A 16,983-nucleotide genomic window follows, 5' to 3' on the forward strand; every position below is an offset into this window, starting at 1 on the left:
CAGCCGCGCCATACTCATCTTTCCGGTGTAGCGCAGATGCGAAAGGAACCGATCATGTTCTTTATCAGCCGTAAGGACAAACTGACCCTGCCCAACCCCAAAGACGCCCTACCGGGCCGGGTGGAGGCCATGCGCGTCAATCCCCTGCACCATCATTTGGGTACGCGGATCGTGGAACCCTTCCCCAACGGCAACGAAATGGCGCTGTTCGGCCTCGGCTGCTTCTGGGGGGCGGAACGCATGTTCTGGCGTATTCCTGGCGTCTATGCGACGGCGGTCGGCTATGCCGGCGGATACACGCCCAATCCGACCTATGAAGAAGTATGCAGCGGCCTGACCGGCCATAACGAGGTCGTGCGGGTCGTCTTCGATCCCAGCCGCGTTTCTTATTCGGATTTGGTGAAGGCGTTTTTCGAAGGCCACGACCCGACGCAAGGCATGCAGCAAGGCAACGATGTCGGTACGCAATACCGATCCAGCATCTACACTTACGATTCCGTGCAGCAGGAAACGGCGGAAGCCGTCGCACGCGTCTACGGCAAGGCGCTTCAGGCACGCGGACGCGGGCCGATCACGACGGAAATCGTTGCCGCGCCGGACTTCTACTACGCGGAAGATTACCATCAAGGCTATCTGTCGAAGAATCCGGGCGGCTATTGCGGCCTCGGCGGGACCGGCGTGACCTGCCCCGCTATTCCGACGCGGGCGGCTCCGGCACAGCAGGGGGCGGCGGAGTAACCGGCGGCATATCGTCCTCCGCCCGTTTCGGCGGTCCGTGGTAATCCCGGAATCCGGCGTTATACGCCGCGCAGGCCAGACGCACGGTCAGGGGGATGTCGACTTCCTTTCCGTCGCGTTCCCCTTTTTCGTAATACTGCACCACCCGGCGTTTCAGGCCGAGCACATGGGCCGCATCCTTTTGCGAAAGGTCATGCGCCTTGCGCCATCGTTTGAAATCAGACGGTTTCACCGTGTCGTCCCATCACTGCCCACCCGAGATACGATCGGAATCCCATCAGATCGCAAAGCGCACGATGTGCGCAGATTTTCCTTGAACTGCGCACCAAGTGCGCCTATCTATTATCAAAGGCGCACGACGTGCGCAACCTTTAACGAATTGGTCGATGCCGCGCGGCACGTGATCCCCACAAAATGACGCGGCTAGCCCATTGGAGGATGGCCATGACATTACTGTATGTTGGCGAGAAACACGCCTACCGGGATGAAGTATCGATCGCCCGCGCCGAATCGGCGCAGGTCGCGGTCGCCGCGCCGCGCGCGCAAACCCTGGATTGGGCCGCGAAGCTGCTGTTCCGCGTCACTTGGGATGGCGGACAGATTTATACGACGGATTCGATCGAGGTTACGAAACTCGTCGACCGGCATCCCAGCTGCGACGTAAAGGTGATTTCCGTCGTCTGATACCGACGGCAAAAGAAAAAGGCCGGGCCGCGTATTCCGCTGGCCCGGCCTTTCTTATTTCTGGGCAATCAAGCGAAGACGTTGACCACGGATCCCCGACGCGGCGCATTTCCGCCGTTACGTTCCTGGGCGGCACGCGCATCGGACTGCGCATCGCGCGGCAAGTCGCGGCGGCTGGTACCCGCGCGACCGGAATCATCGGTGTTAGCGGCCGTAACGGCCAGTTGGCTTTGCGGCGCCTGAGCATTTTGCTGGCGCGCCGTGTCCTGAACGACCTGCGATTGATCGCGCTGCGTGGCGTCGCGACGGTCCTGTACCGTCTGGCGTTGCGACGCGGTCAGTTGCGCGGTCAGCAGTGCGTTTGCATCGGTGTTGGTAATGTTCACAACAACCTCGTTACCGTAGTTCCCACCCGACGGGAACTTTTACGCTCAACCTATTAAAAAAAAGCTAACGGTGGAAAATCTTCCAGATCGTGCCACCCAAGTCGTCCCCGACATAGATCGCGCCGTCCTCACCTACCGCCAGTCCGACCGGTCGACCCCAGACTTCTGCGGTTTCCGCCCCGTTATCGACGCGGAATCCGGTCATGAAATCGATATACCGGCCGGTCGGGCCGCCGTTTTCAAATTCGACGCGGACAACCTTATAGCCTGTCGGCGTACCGGAATTCCAGCTGCCATGTAAGGACACCAATGCGTCGTCTCGCCACGCATCCGGCACATTCGCGCCCTGCAGAAAGACAAGGTCCAGCGGCGCGCTATGGGACTGGAACAAAACGTCCGGCACCCTGCCGGCCTGAACGAGGTCAGGGCGACGGTCGGCATAATCCGGCTGCGGATTCGCCCCGATATAGGCATAGGGCCAGCCGTAGAACGCACCCTGATGCACTTCGGTGAAATAGTCGGGAACCAGCCCGTCCCCCATACCGTCCCGTTCATTCACCACGGTGAACAACCGTCCGGTCCCCGGCAGGAAGGCGATGCCGACGGGGTTGCGCAGACCGGCGGCGAAGGTTTCTCCCGGCCCCACACTGCCATCCGGCATGATCTCGTAACGTTGAATGGTGGCGCGGGGAGCATCTTCTTCGCCAATGTTGCTGCGCGAGCCGATAGACGCGTAGAGGTATCGTCCATCCGGCGAGACGGCAATATTGCGGGTCCAATGCCCACCGGACGACCCGAACAGGCCCGGCGAGGTCAGCGGCGTAAGCTCCCCGGCAAGCGGCCATGACGTCCGATACACGGTTTGCTGATCGGCAACGAAAAGATTCCCGCCCTGCAGGACGAGACCATGCGGTCTCGAAAGTCCGGTCAGGATATCCCGCTTGCTGTCGGCGCGCCCGTCGCCGTCCCGATCTTCCAACAACATGACCGCGCCGGATCGGCTGCGCGCGACAAGAAGCCCGTTGCCCGGTACGACCCGCAGAGTCCGCGCGCCGGTGACACCATCCGCGTAAAGCGTGGCCTCAAATCCGTCAGCCAGGATCGGCATCGCATCGCCGCGCCGCACGCGTTCCGCCGAATTCGCCACGGATGGGGTGGCGTAAGGAGCCGGAAGCGTTGTCGGATCGACGAAATGCACCTGCCCCGGACGATCGTCCTGGGCGAATGACGGAACCGCCAGGATCGGCGACATCAACGCCGCCGCACAAAGTCGCCGGATCGTCTTGGACATATCGCGCATGCGCCGTCTCCTCCCGTTTGCCGTCAATGGGACCTGGGGATCACGCGGCGAAGATCAAGTCCGGTTCAGCGGTTCAGCGCGGCAACCCCGGGCAATTCGCGGCCTTCCATCCATTCCAGGAAGGCGCCGCCCGCCGTCGATACATAGGTAAAGTCGTCGGACACGCCCGCCGCGGCCAGCGCCGCCACGGTATCCCCGCCGCCCGCCACGGAAATCAGCGTGCCTGCCTTGGTCAATGCCGCCGCTTTCCGCGCCAGCGCGACCGTCCCGGCGTCGAAGGGCGGGATTTCGAAAGCGCCCATCGGGCCATTCCAGATCAGGGTCCGGCAATTTTCCAGTTCCGCGCACAGCGCCGCTGCCGTTTCCGGGCCGATATCCAGGATCATCTTATCCGCCTGAACGGCATCCAACGGTACGGATTCGCTGGCCGCGCCCGCCGCGAATTCGGACGCGACGGTGACATCGTGCGGCAGGCCGATCCGGCATCCGGCGGCATCCGCGCGGGCCAGGATTTCGCGGGCCGTATCCGCCAGATCCTTTTCGCACAGGCTCTTGGCAATATCCTTGCCCATCGCGTGCAGGAAGGTATTCGCCATTCCGCCGCCGATGATCAGCAGATCGACCTTTTCCACAAGATGGTTCAGAACCGCCAGCTTGGTCGACACCTTGGCACCGCCGACAATGGCCGCCACCGGCCGTTCCGGTGCGCCCAATGCGGATTCCAGCGCTTCCAGCTCGGCCTGCATGTTCCGACCGGCGACGGCAGGCAGCAGCCCCGCAATCGCGTGGGTGGAGGCATGGGCGCGGTGCGCGGCGGAAAAGGCGTCGTTCACATAGATATCGCCCAGATCGGCCAGTTCCTTGGCAAACGCCGCATCATCCGCTTCCTCGCCCGCATGGAAGCGCAGGTTTTCCAACACCACAATCGTGCCGTCCGCTGCGGCGGCGATGGCGTCCGCCGCCATTGCCCCGATGCAGTCGGCGGCGAAGACGACTGGCCGCCCCAGGACATCGACGACCGCTTCGGCCACGGGCTCCAACGACATTTCCGGAACGACCTTGCCTTTCGGACGACCGAAATGCGACATCAACACGACCTTTGCCCCGCCCGCAATCAGGTCGTCGACCGTGTCGCGCAGGCGTTCAATGCGGGTCGCGTCAGTGACCGCGCCGTCGCGCATCGGTACGTTCAGATCGGCGCGAACCAGCGCCACCTTGCCGGTGAGGGAAACGTCGTCGATGGTTTTGAACACGGGCCGTCGCCTTTCTGTCAGAATACTTGAAATTTCGCCCCCTGCTCTACCTGATCCTATAGTATATGGGCAAGGTCCGACGGAGGAATAGCCAATGGGTCTGATCGGAAAATCGATGTTCCTGGCCAGCCAAACCACCAGAACGGCATGGTTCGGCGCGCAATACGGCTTGGCACAGCGACTAGCCCCGCCGATTGACGGCCCCTTGCCGAAACCGGGTAGCCTGCCCGGCTGGCCCACGATCCTGAAGGACCTGCGCGCCCTTCGCCTGCAGGATTGGGCGAATATCGAGGCCGGTTATTACCCGATGCCGGACGATCTGATCCCCGATCCGCGTCGGGCCATCGGTTCTGCCCTGCGCTTCGTGAAGGACCTGCCCGCGGTCAATCTGCGCCGCCGCCTGCGCGACTGGTCCGATGTCCCACCGGCAGCGAGACCGCGCTATTATATGCAAAACTTCCACAATCAGTCCGGCGGCTGGATGACCGACGACAGCGCCGCACTCTACGACCATCAGGTGGAGGTGCTGTTCACCGGCGGGGCCGACGCGATGCGGCGGCAGGCCCTGGTACCCCTGGGCGATTGGCTTCGGGTCAATGGCGCGGCGGACCGCACGCTGCTCGACATCGGTTGCGGGACCGCGCGCTTTCTGGCGGAGGCGAAGCGGGCGCATCCCGCCCTATCCCTGATCGGTCTGGATCCCAGCGCCGCCTATCTGACCAAGGCCCGGCAAGGCTTACGACGGTGGCGGAAGGACTTCACGCCGATCCTGGGATTGGCGGAATCCCTGCCTTTCGCCACCGGTCTGGGGCCGGACCTCATCGCATCGGTTTTCGTGATGCATGAATTGCCGCGCAAGATACGGCACAAAGGCCTGTCGGAAATGGCCCGTGTCCTGCGGCCCGGCGGGCGTCTGGTGATCGTCGACTCCATCCGGCTTGGGGACCATGCCGACTATGACACATTGCTGGATCGTTTCCCCATCGCCTTCCACGAGCCCTATTATCAGGACTATATCCGCGACGATTTGGAACGCGTCGGGACGGAATGCGGACTGGTCCATACCGGGACCAGCCGCGCCTTCTTCTCGCGGATCATGACCTTCGACAAACCGGTTTAAGAATTGGTCGGCGCCGTCCCCGTTGCCGCGGCGGCCGCCTTGTCGCGCTTCAGGTTGATATCCATCGGCGCCGGTCCTTGTTCGATCCCGTCGATGCCGAATTGGCGGAAGACTTCCGCATAGACCGCTTCGCGCACGATTTCGAAATCGTTGTATTCGTCGATCCAGTAATCGACGCGGAATCGGTGGAATAGGCCCAGTTCGAAAACCTTCACGCCGTCATAGCGCCACGTATAGTCGTCCAGCGCATCGTCGCGTTTCAGCATCCGTTTCAACGCGTCCCGGATGCGGGATTCGGCCGCACGAATCGATTGATCGACCTTATCCGGGGAGAACCGTTCCGGGACGAAAAACTCGGAACTAAACCGAACCATTTCCCCGGTTGAGTAGTTTTCGATCAGGGATTCCGACACAACGCCGTTCGGGATACTGACATGATAGCCCTCGCGCGTCAGAAGCCGCATCGTCCGCCAGGTAATATCCGTGACGATCCCGGTCGTCTCGTCGATCTGGACCCAGTCGCCCACCTTGAACGGGCGTTCAATGTTCAAGACGATCCCGGAGAAAATGTTCGCGATATTGGCATGGATCGCCAAACCGATGATGGTCGCCAACAAACCGGACGTGGCGAGAAGGCTGGTCAAGCGCTGGTCGAAGACGAAGGCAATAACACCGAAGATCGCCAGCAAATAGATACTGCCCGATGCGAACAGGCGCACGACGTTCGGGATACGCCGTCCGGATTTCTCCTCAATCGGGACCCAGAAGAACCGTTCGATGGATATCGCCAACAGGCGCGCCGGCACGATCCACCAAAGACTGTCGAACAGCATGACCAACGCATCGGTCACCGCGTTGGGAAGATTCTGGGCAGAATAGTCCAGCATCAGCGTACTGGCCGACACCAGCAGGACCGGCCAACCGATCACCCGCATCCCCAAGGTTTGGACTCGCCAGAATTGCCCACGATCCTTCCGGTCCATGATGGCGGCGAAAATCAGGATGACGATGGAAAAGATCAGCAGATAGACAAACCAGTTATAGGGCACCGCATCCGCCGGATCGACGCCCGCCGGTCCCAGGATAACGCCAAGGTCGATGCGCGTGAATTCGGGGGCCTGCTTGCCATAGCCGATAAAGGACGGATCGCCCTCCCCGGTCCCTTCGTAGACTTCCTGCGAAATCCAACTGCGCGCCGGCACCCAATCCGGCATGCCGGCGAAAACGCGCCGTTCGGACAGCCCGTCCAGCAGGGGATCGCCGCTGGGGCCGGTGCTGAAGAACGCCGCCAGATCGACCTGATCCAGGCCCAGCATGTTCAGCCAGCTTTCCGCTTCCTCCGCGAAGGCGCCCGTTTCCTTATCTTCCTGCACCGACGCGACGGCATCGTTGCGCGCCTTCGCCAAGCCCATGCCCAGAACGTCGGTCACATACATCAGGTTGTTGCGACTCAACAGGCGGTGATGGAAGCCGAGGCCGGTCAGAACCGTCCCGTAGGGATGTTTGATGTCCGAGAATTCCAACTTGAATTGACCGGACACGCGGTAGGATGCGTAGCTCAGATCGCCGTCGGTGCCGGTCTTGTCCGGTGCGCTCAGCGTAATCGGCTCGACCGCATTGACGAAGACGACATCCTGCGGCTCGAAATTGCCGCGATACCGGAACCAGACCAAGAAATCGATGCGATAGCGATCCTCCAGCGTCCGGCTTTCCTCGCCCTGGCCTTCGCGGACTTCTTCCACGTTCAACAGTTGCACGCCGGTATAGACGACGTTCGTCTTGTACATGAAGCGGTCGTTCACATAGAGAACCTTGCCCGCCTGCACGAGATCGAGGAACCCGGTCACGCCGCGTTCCAGGATCGGCTGTAACTGGGTCAGCGCTGAAATCATGCTGGACCCGTTATACAGACCGATCTGAACGCTGGTCGTGTTGGTGCCGTTCGGCCCGAAATAGCGCTCGCCCCCGACGGTCCGGCGCGCCCGTTCGACATGATCGAAGCGATCCAGGAAGCCGCGAATGGCCGAATGCAAGGTCGCCATATCGTCCAACTGCGCCTTCCCGCTGTCGGCATCGGGGCCCAGATCGTCGATCAGGGCGTCGATGGTCAATTGCGCGGCATCGAAGGTATAGGCGGAAACCCAGTCGGGCACCGTGCCATATTCGGCCAAATAGTCGGTTCGGAAGTTTTGCGCGACCTCTGTCGCCGTATCGAACAAAAGCGGGGTCGTCACGAACATACCGTTCGTCACCGACGCCGCCGGGTCACCGTCGGGCAGAGCTTCCTGCACCGCCGAAACGAATGCCGTAGAGGCCATGTCGGCAAGACCGACGATCCCGTTGCGCACCTTGGCCTGACGCAGGGCGACGGCGATCTTGGCGGCCTGGGGCGCACCACCCTGAATGAAGATATGGCCGGTCAGCTTCCGGTCGCGGATTTCCTGCGCGATCGCATCGGCCCGCGCGGTCAGCCCTGCCAGATCGTCGGGATCGTAGTCCCAATAGTTCAGAACCTTGGTGCCGAACCGCCGATAGGTCGCATCGAAGGCCGCCGCCAGATCCCGCCCGCGCGCCGTGTTCGCATGGATGATCGACACCGTTTCCTGTCCGACCACGTTGCGCAGATAGTTCGCCAGGAACCGGGTTTGCTCCAAGTCGTCGAACACGGTGCGATAAACGGTTCCGGCCTCATCCGATTCGGAACGGGGTTCCGCCGGGGCGGTGACGATGACCGGCAGACCGGCGGCTTCGTAGATCGGTTCGGCGACGCGGGTCGCCGCCGATGACCAATGCCCGACGACGGAAACGATATCGCCGCGCCCGACGATCTCCTCCGCGATTTCCGCCGCGCGCTTGGGATCGTTCGCATCGTCGAAGGCTTCCACAACGACGGCATGCCCGCTGACGCCGCCGTTCTCATTCGCCCGTTTGGCGGCAAGTTCCGCCCCTCGGCGCATCGCATCGCCCAGCGCGGATTCAGGGCCGCTCATCGGGCCGACAACGGCAATTCTGACGGGGGAGGATGTGTTCAGGTCCAGAACGGTGACCCGGGTGACCAGCGAAAATACCGCCGACGTGATCGCCACGGCCAGCAGGATCACGATGAACATATTCCGTTTGGTCATCGGCCAATTGCCGAAAACCGTCCGCCAAATTTTTTGAAACACGACCCGCCCCTAAACAGTTCGACCGCTATCCGGCGGGTACGGGGTTCCCCCCTCCGTATCCGCCGTTACACGACCACAGTAACATCAATATGCTGCGTTACTGTATCCGTTCCGTCGGAAATCTCCACCGTGAAGCTATCGTTACCGGTGCCGTCGTGATCGTAAACAAAACTATTTCCGTCCAACGTGACCTGACCGTGTTCCGGCCCATCGACGATCTGATAGCTCAGATGATCATTATCGGCATCGCTGCCGAACAGAAGTCCCTTGTAGACTTCGTTATTGGCGATGGAGATTTCGACCAGATTCTCGCGGTCTCCCCCGGCGCTCATCGTGCCGTCATGGCCGTTATCCGTCTGATCGACGACGGTCGTGCCCGCCCCTTCATTGAAGCTCCAATATCCGACAAGACCGTTTTCGTTGCCGTTTAGCTCCTGACCCATCGTCGAGGCAATTTCAGCTTCGCTACGCGCATGATCCCAAACGCGGACCTCGTCCATCGGATAAGCATAGCCGCTTCCCTGACCGGATCCCGGATTTCCGATAATCAGCGAATCGGAAGGTGCCGTGATATCAGCGGAATTCCAGCTATTGCCGTAACCGGTCGGAACACCCCATCCGCTTGCGCTGCCGTCCAGATACCCCTGGATGCTGGCGACGCCCGGCGTACCGGTCTGGTCGATCACCATTGCGACATGGTGCCAGCCCGACGTCACGCCTTCGCTCGCCAGATCGATTTCCATTTCGCCCTTCTCGCCACCTCCGGCCGCGGTACGAACCGACAGCGTGTCGTCGTTCATAAAGATGGAATAGCCTTCGTCGGACGAATTGGCCGTGTTGCCCTTCGACGCCAGGAAATGGACGCCGGACACCGAACCGGAACCTTCCCAATAGAACCACATTTCCACCGTCATGCTGGCCGTGCCGGGGTCCAGATCAGCGGCATGGGCGATCTCGACGCTTTCGGTTGCGGAGCCGGGCGCATAGGCAAACTGGGCAGCGTCGCCCAACGGATAGTTGTCGCTGTTCACCGACGCAGAATTTACCGCCGTCCCGTCATAGTTTCCGGCCAGATCGGTGATGGTGTCGCCGTTCCCGTAAGCGGAAGAGAAATTGTAAAGGGCGCGAAGTCCGGTTTCGGTTCCGTCCATGGACGCCAGATAGTTATCCTCGATTTCCTGGGCTGTGCGAACGGTATCCCAAACGCGGAACTCACCCATTTGGCCGTCCATATCGAAGCTGGAGTCACCGTGTTCATACCAGCCGCCGATCGCGGCGCCGCCGCCATTCGTCGTCGTTACCGGCGGCACGGAGAAATTGGCCGTGACCGTGGTGTCGAGTTGCCCGTCGATATAGATGGAGCCTTCGGTACCGCTGAACGTGACCGCAACATGGTGCCATTCGCCGGTCGGTATCGTGGCGGAGCTGGTGAGGAACGGTGCCCCGTTATAGGGTCGCCAGCTCACCGTTCCGTCCGGCAAATCCGCATAGGCGTTCTTGCCGATCTGCAGGAACGCCGCGCTGTTCACGCCATGCGCCTGATAGCCGTAGATCACCTCGTTATCATTGGCGTCGAGATAGATCCATGCTTCGATCGTGCCCTGGGACATGTTGTTCACGGTGTTGTCCGGCACTTCGATATAGGATTGCGACCCGGAGAAATCCGCGACGGTTGCGTTCAACACTCCGGCGGTCTCGGGGGCATGATTCTGTTCGATCACAGATACCGAAATCTGCTGCGTCGTGAACTTGCCATTCCCGTCCTGCACCTGAACGGTGAAGGCATCGGTCCCGAAGAAACCGGCATTCGGTGTGTAGGAATAGGTTCCGTCAGGGGTGACCACCGCCGTCCCATGCCCGCCGTCGGCCGACAACAGATAGGTCAGCGTGTCGCCGTCAGCGTCGCTTGCCAGAATGGTCCCTTCGACGATGCTGTTCTCTTCCATCGTGATCGTGGTCGTGACGTCGCCGAAACGCCCTTCCCCCACGCCGATGGACGCGCCGGTGACCAGCGTTCCGTCATTGCCGTTGCCGGAAATGTCGGGCACGGTCGTCCCGTCGCTGCCGTCGAAGGTCAGATTGAACACCAAATCGCCTTCGTTGACGGCATCCGGCAATTCCGCGTCCTTATAGGTCTGAATTTCCGTCTCGGTGCGCGCGGTGCTCCACAGGCGGACATCGTCGATCAATCCATCGTAGTTCCGTCCGGCTTGCGAATCCTCGCCGATCGTCCAAGGATCGTCGTTCCACGCACCGAGCGTCCAAGGCGCGGAGCCGGTTTCGACACCGTCGACATAGGCGGTCAGCGTCGTCCCGTCATAGGTCACCGCGATGTGCTGCCAAACGCCTTCGACGACCGCGCCGCCGAGATTGGCGACATCGCCGCCGTTCCAAACCACGATATTTCCATTGTCGATGTGAACGCGGAAGGTGGACAGGTCCGAACCGGCCAACGATTTATCGAAAATGGTGTTCAGGCCATCCACCTCGTCCGGCTTGACCCACATTTCGACACTGATCGGCGTGTTACCGCCCGCCGCGAACCCGGCGACATTCGGAATCTCGACTTTGCTGGTTTCACTGCCGTCCAGGGACAGCACGGAACCCGCTGTAACCCCGGCAATCACCGGGGCCGTATTGGTGTCGACCACCGCGATTTCAACGGTTTGGCTGACCGGCGGGGCAATCCCGTCGTCGACTTCCGCCGTGACCGTCGCCGTCCCGGTGAACCCGTTGGCACCGGTGAAGGTCGCGGTATTCAACGCGGCCTGCACATCGGCGGGCGACCCGGTGATGACCAGTGTCGCGCCATTCATCTGCACGTCCGCGGATCCGCCGCCTTCATCCGCAAACAGCGTTCCGTCGGTGGCGCTGAGCGTCAGCGTGATCGGCGCGTCATCGGCATCCGAGACAACGATGCCGGCCAAGGGAATGGCGCTGTCCATTGCGCCGCTGGCATAGACGCCGCCGTCTTCCATCGTCGCATTGTTCAGGGTCAGTGTCGGCGCGCCGGGGACGTTACTGTCCAACGACCCGTCGAAGGAATAGTCCGCGATCAGATTCGGATAAATCGCGGGATCAAGGTCTTCGGCCATCGTGGCGCGAATTTCCGATTCCGTCAGGGCCGAATTCCAAACCCGCAAGCCGTCGAATTCGCCCTTCAAGGATTGGCTGGATTCGAAGTCGCCGCCGACCACATCCTGATCCGCTCCGAGAATCAGTGTTCCGCCGGAGGTCAGCGAGGCGGTGCTGCCCAGATCGAAAATCGGCTCGCCATCGAGATACAGGACCGTATCGGTCGCGCCGCTGCCGAACGACAGGGAGACATTGTGCCATTCGCCATCCAGCATGGGCGACCCATCGACCGAACCGAGATTCGTATTGTTCAGCCAAACTGCCAGCTTTCCGCCAGTCAAGTGCACCCACAACTCATTCGCAGAACCGGGTACGGCATAGGAGAACAGCGTCCCGCTGGTATCCGTCGTCTTAACCCATGCCTGAACCGTGCCCTCGCTGGTCGGGAAACTCGTAAAGTTCGCGGCTTCCGCATAGGAGAAGCTGGAATCGGTCCCATTTGAACCGGCGCCGCTGGTCGCGACCGAGCCGGGCCAAGTCAATGTCGACGGCGTCACTTCCCGCACGACGGCGCTCCAGTCGCTGCCGTCCTGGCCGTAGCTGTTCCAAACGACGAAATAACCGCCGTCCGGCTTTGCCGCCAAATCGACGTTGCGCTGTTCGGACGCCGTGTAGTCGTTCAGTTGCGTTTCGCTGCCGACCGGGTTGCCGCTGGCATCGAATTCCTGCGCATAAACGCCGTAGCTGCTGCCGTCCAAGGCGCTGCCGTCGGTCCATGCGATGACGTAGCCGCCGTCGGTCAAGGCGACGACATCGGGGAAGTACTGGTCCCCCGCATCCGTCGTGTTGACCAGGATTTCCCCCGTGATCGGGTTCATATCGGCATCGTATAGGCGCTGCATAACCGACCAACCGCTGCCGTCGTCCGCATAGCTGGACCAGGTCACCACGGTCGTCCCGTCGCCCAGGATCGCAACGGCGGGCGTATGTTGATCTTGGTCCGTCGTCGTGTTGATGATGATTTCGCCGCCGACCTTGGAGCCGTCGGCCGCGAAACGCTGTGCCACGGCGGCATAACCGCTGCCATCCACGCTTTGAGACGACCATACCGCGACGAAAGAACCATCCGGATATCCGGAAATCGGCGAACCATGCTCCGTCCAGATGTATTGTTCACCCACCGTCGTGGTGTTCATCTGGACGGGACCGGACGTCACCTCATTCCCATCGGCGTCGTAAACCCGCATCATAACGGCGAAGCGGTCACCGTCCTGACCCGAGGCACTCCAGGTAATGACTTCGCCGCCATTCGGAAGGGCGGTAACCGTCGGATGCACCTGGTCTCCCACCGTCACGGTGTTGAGCTGGAATTCCCCGCCGTCCGGCGTGCCGTCGGCATTGAAACGCTGTGCCTGCGCGCTCCAGCCGCTGCCGTCCTGATTGGCACTGCTCCACACCACGGTGTAGGTACCATCCGCGTGGGCGGCGATATCCGTATTGATCTGATCGCCCGCGGTGTACGTGTTGACGATCGTTTCGCCGCCGACCTTCGTACCGTCAGACGCGAACCTTTGGGTGACGACAGCGCTGCCGCTGCCGTCTTGGTCCATCGCCGACCAAACCACCACATAGCCGCCATCCGCGAAGGTCCCGATCGCCGGATACGCCTGGAAACCGGCGGCGGAGGTGTAGGGATTGAACTCCTCGCCCATCCCTCCAGCGGAACCCGACGCGAGCGAAACCGACGGTGCGTCATTCTCGCCGGTAACTGTCAACGTCGCCGTATTCGCGACCGACCCGCCGTTTCCGTCGACAACATTGTAATTCACGGTCAGGGAAACCGATTGCCCTTGGGCAAGATAGTTAAACTGGGCCGGATCGATATTCAGGGTACCGGTCTCATTATCGGCGGAAAACACCACCGGATGGCCGTCGCTGGACGTCACCGATACGGAACTGGTGTCCAAATCATCGGACAAATCGATATCCTGAGCACCGTCGAGCAGGTCGATTTGTACCACGGCGCCGTCTTCGGACACCGCGCCCGCATCGATGGTGCCGGATACGGTGGGCGCATCATTCGCCCCCGTAATCCTCACAGTCGCCGTGTTGGCGACACTCGCGCCATATTCGTCCACGACGTTGTAAGTCACCGTCAAATCAACGGACTCGCCAACCGCCAGATACTCAAATTGCGCGGGGTCGAGGACCAGCGTGCCGGAGTCGTCGTCCAGAGAAAGCGGCACGACAGGGGTGCTGTCCGGCATAGTGACGACAACGGAATCCGTATCCAAATTGGCGCCGTTGTCGACGTCCCGGGCGACCGACAGCAGGTCGATCTGGAACGGTGCCGCATCTTCGGAAACCAAACCTTCGTCGATGGTGCCGCTGACGGTCGGGCTGTCATTCGTCCCGGTGATCGTCACCGTGACGTCCTGCGTGATGGTTGCGCCCTGGGAATCCTCCGCCACGACGGTGAAGGTTTCCGTCGTCGTTTGGTCCTTGGCAAGAGAGTTGTAGGCCGCTTCGTCGACCGTATAGATCCAGGTGATTTCCCCCGTTCCGCCCGCGGCGGGCGTCGATACCGTCGCCGTCAGGGTTCCGTTGGTCGCCGCGCCGTTTTTCCCGTCGGAAGACACAATCGTCAACGTGTCGTCCGCATCGACGTCGACGAAGGAAATAGCCCCCGTCGTGGTCAGTTCGACCGCGTTAACGGCGGCATTATCCCCTTGTTCGGTCACGTCGCCGGTCACCGTGCTGTCGGCAACGGTGATCACCGGCGCGTCGTTCGTCCCGGTAATCAGCAGGCTGACCGTCGCGGTGTCGCTGCCCCCGGCACCGTCCGATATGGAATAGGTGATCGTGACGGTTTCCTCGTCCCCGGCATCCAGATCGTCGAAATCCGTGCCCGGCTTGAACAGGATCGACCCGCCCACGACACTGGCTTCACCTTTACCATCCGGCAGGGGCGATACGCTGATGGTCAGGTTCTGACCGTCAGGATCGCTGTCATTGTCCAGAACGGTCAGGGTCAGGTCTTCATTTTCCGTCCCGGCGCTGCTGTCGTCCACAGCCGTCGGTGTGGAGTTCACGAAGCCAGGATCATTCCCCGCCCCGCCGGTCGCGGTATTCGAATCGTCGCTGGACCGTGTGGTGCTGCGCGTTGTCGTGGTGCCGCCGGTTCCGGTATTGCTCGGCGTAAAGCCGTTGCCGGTAAAGCCGCTGTCTTCCAAGGTGGATTGGTAGCTGGGGCGTGTGCCGGTCGTACCCGTCCCGGAACCGCCCTGATTGTTGCCGCCAGCCGCCGTGGCGATGTCTTGCAGGGCCTCGATATCGGCGTCAGAGATGGTGTCGTCGCCCTCTCCGCCACCTTCCTGGCCACCACCGACACCTTCGACGGGCGTCGTTTCCGCAAGCTGCTGATCTTCCGGCGCGTCGGAACCACCTTCGCCGCCACCGTCGGCCTGGGTCTCGTCACCCGTGCCGTCACCGCCTTCCGCGGTTTGAATGGTTTCGGTCACACCGTCACCCGTGGCGTCGCCCTCGCCTGTCGCCTCGCCGCCATCCGCGTTTTCGGTCGGGGCTTGGGCGGCCTCTTCCGTCGATTGGGCCGTTTGGCTTTGGGTTTGCGGCTCGGACTGGGCTTGAGGCTGCTGCTCTTGGGATTGTTGCGTTTCGGTGGACGCCGTCGTCATGACCGGCTGCTGCCCATCGCCCGCGCCGGAGTCGACGCCGGTAGAGCCGGTGGCATCGGCGACCGCCCCCGCCATGTCGACACCCTGCGTCGCATCGCCGCCCTGCGCCAGGGCCGTCGCGGCGGCATCCGCCGGGACGGATTGCTGAGACGCCGTATTGTCCGCCGTCTGCTGGGCGGAACCGGCTTGGTTCATGGCATCCGTCGGAGATTGCCCCGACGCCAATTGCGCTTCCAATTCGTCGGAGAACGCATCGCCGCCACCGGCATCCGCCAGCGCTTGATCGACATTCTCGCCCGACGACAGGGACGCCGCCAATTGATCTGCCTGAGACACGGGAACGGATTGATCCGCCGCGGTCTGATCCGCGACATCGGATGCCTGCTGCCCATCGGCCATGGCGGCATCCGGGGTCGACCCGTCCGCAAGGCTCTGTTCCAAGGCATCGACGAAGGCATCGCCACCGCCAGCCGCGCCCAATGCGTCATCCACATTGTCGCCGGACGCCAGCGATGCCGCCAGTTGATCCGCGGGCGACAAGGGCACGGACTGTTCCTGCGTGATCGCATCGGACAGTTGCTGCGCCTCGTCGGCCTGGTTCATCGCGTCGCCGGGGGTCGAGCCGCCGGCGAGCGCTTGCTCCAGTGCGTCGGCAAAGGCATCGCCGCCGCCCGCACCGGCCAGCGCCTCATCGACATTCTCGCCGCTGGACAGGGTCTGCGCCAGCTTATCGGCGGCGCTGAGTTCCACCTCGGCTTCGCCTTTGGCCAGTTCGGTATCTTTGGCAATCTGTTCCGCCTCGGTCAGCGCGTTTTCCGCGCCGACACCATCGGCCAGGGCATTTTCCAACCCTTCGACGAAGGCGTCCGCGTCGCCGCCGGACGCATTGATCGAATCCTGCAGGGCAGTGTCGACATTCTCCCCACCGGCCAGCGCCGTAATCAGGGGATTTTCCACCGGCACCTGGGCGGCCTGCATCGCGTCGATCGATCCCTGCGCGGCGCCCTCGGCTGTTTGCAGCGCGGCCTGCGGATCCTGCCCCTGTGCCAACGCGGCCTGCAATTCATCCAGGAAAACGGATTCGACATCCGTCAAATCGGCGTCCGACGGAAGGGCACCGTTCGCCGCCATCTGCTGGACCAGATCACTGACCGCCGCCTCGACACCGTCGCCGGAGGCAATCGCCGCCAGCAACGCATCGGCAGGGTCGGTGACAGACCCCGTCGGATCGTAGGATTCAATGGTATTCAGCATCGCTTGACGCGCGTAATCCACGGCATCGGCGATATCGAAATTTCCGTTGTAGAGTTCTGTGCGCAGCGTATCGATGAAAGAACCGGCGGCCGCGGTCGCGGAATCGGCAGACGCGCCTTGGTCCATCAGTTGCTCGAAAACGGCAGAATGCAGGGACGCAATGGCGTCTTCGATGCCGTCCCCCGCCGAGAGCGCGGTCAGGATTCCCTCGAACTGATCGGGACCAAGGGTCACATCAAGCTGTTGCTGCGGCGGTACCGCGTCGGTATTTCCGACCGGCAGAACATTGCTATCGTCAGCCATATTTTCCG

Annotated in this window: 9 protein-coding genes; 3 read left to right on the forward strand and 6 right to left on the reverse strand. The window is 61.9% G+C overall.

Annotated elements, in window-relative coordinates:
* Positions 1-54 precede the first annotated feature (54 nt).
* Positions 55-738 carry a peptide-methionine (S)-S-oxide reductase MsrA gene (msrA, locus tag HH303_RS02000; RefSeq protein WP_169623525.1) on the forward strand — a complete coding sequence of 228 codons (684 nt, stop codon included), beginning with the start codon at positions 55-57 and terminating at the stop codon, positions 736-738.
* Here the strand turns inward: msrA and HH303_RS02005 are convergent.
* Entirely contained in the window at positions 692-970 is a 279-nt protein-coding gene (locus HH303_RS02005) for a helix-turn-helix transcriptional regulator (protein ID WP_169623526.1), read from the reverse strand. The two genes, msrA and HH303_RS02005, sit on opposite strands and share 47 nt — an antisense overlap.
* 212 nt (positions 971-1,182) lie before the next feature.
* Here HH303_RS02005 and HH303_RS02010 point away from each other — a divergent pair, with 212 nt between their 5' ends.
* Positions 1,183-1,422, forward strand: a complete 240-nt coding sequence (locus HH303_RS02010; RefSeq protein ID WP_169623527.1) for a hypothetical protein — start codon at positions 1,183-1,185, stop codon at positions 1,420-1,422.
* A gap of 68 nt (positions 1,423-1,490) precedes the next feature.
* Here HH303_RS02010 and HH303_RS02015 read toward each other — a convergent pair whose 3' ends face one another.
* The 3 genes from HH303_RS02015 to HH303_RS02025 form a co-directional block, all read right to left on the reverse strand.
* Positions 1,491-1,808: a hypothetical protein gene (locus HH303_RS02015; RefSeq protein WP_169623528.1), complete on the reverse strand. Its 318-nt coding sequence runs from the start codon at positions 1,806-1,808 to the stop codon at positions 1,491-1,493.
* Between the two features lie 64 nt (positions 1,809-1,872).
* Positions 1,873-3,108, reverse strand: a complete 1,236-nt coding sequence (locus HH303_RS02020) for a PQQ-dependent sugar dehydrogenase (RefSeq protein WP_169623529.1) — start codon at positions 3,106-3,108, stop codon at positions 1,873-1,875.
* 65 nt (positions 3,109-3,173) lie between these two features.
* On the reverse strand, positions 3,174-4,361 hold the full coding sequence (locus HH303_RS02025; RefSeq protein WP_169623530.1) for a phosphoglycerate kinase: 1,188 nt from the start codon (positions 4,359-4,361) through the stop codon (positions 3,174-3,176).
* Positions 4,362-4,455: 94 nt separating this feature from the next.
* On the opposite strand from HH303_RS02025, the gene HH303_RS02030 reads away from it, so the two are divergent.
* Entirely contained in the window at positions 4,456-5,481 is a 1,026-nt protein-coding gene (locus HH303_RS02030; protein WP_169623531.1) for a class I SAM-dependent methyltransferase, read from the forward strand.
* Here HH303_RS02030 and HH303_RS02035 read toward each other — a convergent pair.
* Together HH303_RS02035 and HH303_RS02040 are read right to left on the reverse strand one after the other, a co-directional pair.
* Positions 5,478-8,606 carry an ABC transporter substrate-binding protein gene (locus tag HH303_RS02035; RefSeq protein WP_169623532.1) on the reverse strand — a complete coding sequence of 1,043 codons (3,129 nt, stop codon included), beginning with the start codon at positions 8,604-8,606 and terminating at the stop codon, positions 5,478-5,480. The two genes, HH303_RS02030 and HH303_RS02035, sit on opposite strands and share 4 nt — an antisense overlap.
* Positions 8,607-8,713: 107 nt before the next feature.
* Entirely contained in the window at positions 8,714-16,975 is an 8,262-nt protein-coding gene (locus HH303_RS02040; RefSeq protein WP_169623533.1) for a LamG-like jellyroll fold domain-containing protein, read from the reverse strand.
* Positions 16,976-16,983: the final 8 nt, after the last annotated feature.

This window comes from Pacificispira spongiicola, assembly GCF_012926505.1.
GTDB lineage: Bacteria > Pseudomonadota > Alphaproteobacteria > UBA8366 > Aestuariispiraceae > Pacificispira > Pacificispira spongiicola.

Bases quoted from the DNA above. Each gene is read 5' to 3' on its own strand.
- HH303_RS02020 (WP_169623529.1), bottom strand. From the start codon at position 3,108: ATGCGCGATATGTCCAAGACGATCCGGCGACTTTGTGCGGCGGCGTTG.
- HH303_RS02040 (WP_169623533.1), bottom strand. From the start codon at position 16,975: ATGGCTGACGATAGCAATGTTCTGCCGGTCGGAAATACCGACGCGGTA.
- HH303_RS02030 (WP_169623531.1), top strand. From the start codon at position 4,456: ATGGGTCTGATCGGAAAATCGATGTTCCTGGCCAGCCAAACCACCAGA.
- HH303_RS02010 (WP_169623527.1), top strand. From the start codon at position 1,183: ATGACATTACTGTATGTTGGCGAGAAACACGCCTACCGGGATGAAGTA.
- msrA (WP_169623525.1), top strand. From the start codon at position 55: ATGTTCTTTATCAGCCGTAAGGACAAACTGACCCTGCCCAACCCCAAA.
- HH303_RS02035 (WP_169623532.1), bottom strand. From the start codon at position 8,606: ATGACCAAACGGAATATGTTCATCGTGATCCTGCTGGCCGTGGCGATC.